Source organism: Actinomadura sp. KC345, from assembly GCF_004348515.1.
Classification (GTDB): domain Bacteria; phylum Actinomycetota; class Actinomycetes; order Streptosporangiales; family Streptosporangiaceae; genus Spirillospora.
The window spans coordinates 1-2,115 of sequence record NZ_SMKH01000533.1 but is presented as its reverse complement, the minus strand read 5'-3'; the positions used below and the strand labels follow the sequence as shown (position 1 = coordinate 2,115).

The 2,115-nt window shown below is 74.3% G+C and carries 2 protein-coding genes and 1 pseudogene; 2 read left to right on the top strand and 1 reads right to left on the bottom strand.

The window, feature by feature from the left end; genetic code table 11:
- A pseudogene (locus E1281_RS39290) lies at positions 1 to 353 on the bottom strand (hypothetical protein); the annotation flags it as partial.
- Positions 354 to 750: 397 nt separating this feature from the next.
- On the opposite strand from E1281_RS39290, the gene E1281_RS39285 reads away from it, so the two are divergent.
- Both E1281_RS39285 and E1281_RS39280 read left to right on the top strand, forming a co-directional pair.
- Positions 751 to 1,470 (top strand): lysophospholipid acyltransferase family protein, encoded by a 720-nt coding sequence (locus E1281_RS39285; protein ID WP_131884755.1) that lies wholly within the window; start codon positions 751 to 753, stop codon positions 1,468 to 1,470.
- A gap of 10 nt (positions 1,471 to 1,480) precedes the next feature.
- Positions 1,481 to 2,115, top strand: a 635-nt coding sequence (locus E1281_RS39280) for a DUF5931 domain-containing protein (RefSeq protein ID WP_243717811.1), incomplete at its 3' end; no start/stop codon positions are given.

The following is a 2,115-nucleotide window of genomic DNA, read 5'->3' as shown; positions in this document are numbered from 1 at the left end:
GCGTCGAGGGCGTCGGCGGTGTCGCGGGGGTCGGCGAGGTCGGTCTCGGTCCGGTCGGACTCGGGGCCGCGGGCGGAGGTGTCGCGCAGCCGGGCGAGGTGGGCGCGGAGGATGCCCTCGGCGGTGGGCTTCATGTCGACGTCCACGTACAGCCGGTCGAGGACGTCGCCGGCGACGGGGTCCGCGGGCGCGTCGGCGAGGTCGGGCAGGTCGGGGAGGCCGGACGGCGAGGCCGCGTAGGCCGCCACGCCCGCCTCGCCCAGCGCCGCCAGCATCGCGTCCGCGAGGTGCGGGGCGAGGTCGACCAGCGGGGCGTAGGTGTCGGCCGACAGTCCATTGCCACGGCGATTCACGGGGCCGGCTCCTTCGACGACTCCGGCGTGACCGACAGCACCGGCATGACGGCCTCCGCTCCCCCAACGACATGTGCCCGGTGGCGCCTCCGGCTCGCGGCGGCACTTCCGGACACCCTGAAAACGTGTGTCCCACGGTATTCGCTGGGACGCCCGGAACAAGCCCCCGGGCGTACCCGATTGAGATTTACGGAACAGAGCCTACGTTCCTCCGGCCGCCCCTCGCCGCACGGCTTCCGTACGCTGGAGGAAGGACCCCGGCCGAGGGGCCGCTGCCGGTGCCGTACCGGCCGGTAGAACGGTGGGACGGGGAGTGGGAAGATGTCCCATCATCTCCCTTCGGCCAGGGACCGGTCGGTGCTCGTCCCCCGGGCACGCGGTCCGAGGAAGGTCCCGCATGCTCTGGTTCTGGATCCTGCTCCGGATCGTTCTCTCCCCCATCATGTACGTCCTGTGGTGGCCGCGGAACCGGGGGAGCGGGCACGTCCCGAAGCGGGGGCCGGCGCTGCTGGTGGGCAACCACCTCTCGTTCGCCGACCACTTCTTCGGCCCGCTGCCGCTGATGCGCCCGATCTTCTTCATCGGCAAGGGCGAGTACTTCACCGGCAAGGGGATCAAAGGGCTGGTCAGCAAGGCGTTCATGACCGGGGTGGGCGTGGTGCCGGTGGACCGGACGGGCGGCTCGGCGGCCGACGCGGCGCTGCAGACCGGGCTGCGCATCCTCGCGGAGGGCAAGCTCCTCGGCATCTACCCGGAGGGCACCCGGGCCCCCGACAACCGGCTGTACCGCGGCAAGACCGGAGTCGCGCGGCTGGCGCTGAAGTCGCGGGTCCCGGTGATCCCGATGGCGATGGTCAACACGTTCGAGCTGATGCCGCCCGGCCGGCGGCTCCCGAGGCTCGGCGTCCGGCCCGGGGTCCGGTTCGGCGAGCCGATGGACTTCTCCCGCTACTACGGCCGCGAGGACGACAAGGAGGTCCTGCGGGAGATCACGGACGAGATCATGCGGACGATCAGGGAGCTGTCCGGGCAGGAGTACGTCGACCGCTACGCCGCCGAGGTGAAGGCGGAGAAGGCGGGCAGGCCCGTGCGCCGGGCCGAGGACGACGGGGCCTGAGCGACCACGGATGAGCGGTGGCGCGCTGGGGGGCGCGGGGGACGCCCGTCCAGAGGCACGGCCGGGTGACGCGGACGGCCCCCGGGGGATGGGGCTGGAGGCCGCGCTGTGGCGTGCCGTGGCCGTCTACCGCGTGCTGGCGCTGGGATACGCCGCGATCGTGATCGCGATGAACTCCGGCGGCTACGCCCGTCCCGCGGCCGGCTGGGCCGTCCTCGCCGTGATGGCCGCCTGGACGGCGTACGCGGTCCGGGCGTTCGGCGGTCCGCGGCGGCGGGGCCGGGCGCTTCCGGCCGCCGACCTCGCGGTCGCGGCCGGATGCCTGCTCGCGACCGCGTGGGTCGAGACGCCGGAGAACATCGCCGCCGGGCGCCCGACGCTGCCGGTGTCGTGGGTGGCGGCGGCGGTGCTGTCGTGGGCGGTGGCGGGCGGGCGGCGGCTCGGCGCCGCCGCGGCGCTCGTGCTCGCCGCCGCGAACCTCGTGGTGCACGCGCTCGCCGGGACGGCCGGGGGGCTGGGGTCGACGACGTTCAACGGCATCGTGCTGCTGTTCCTCGCGGGCCTCGTCGTCGGGCACGTCGTGCGGCTGGCGCTGGAGGCGGAGGCGCGGCTGGCGCGGGCGGTGGGACTGGAGTCGGCCACGCG

Coding starts and splice junctions, on each gene's coding strand:
- E1281_RS39285 (WP_131884755.1), top strand. CDS start 751: ATGCTCTGGTTCTGGATCCTGCTCCGGATCGTTCTCTCCCCCATCATG.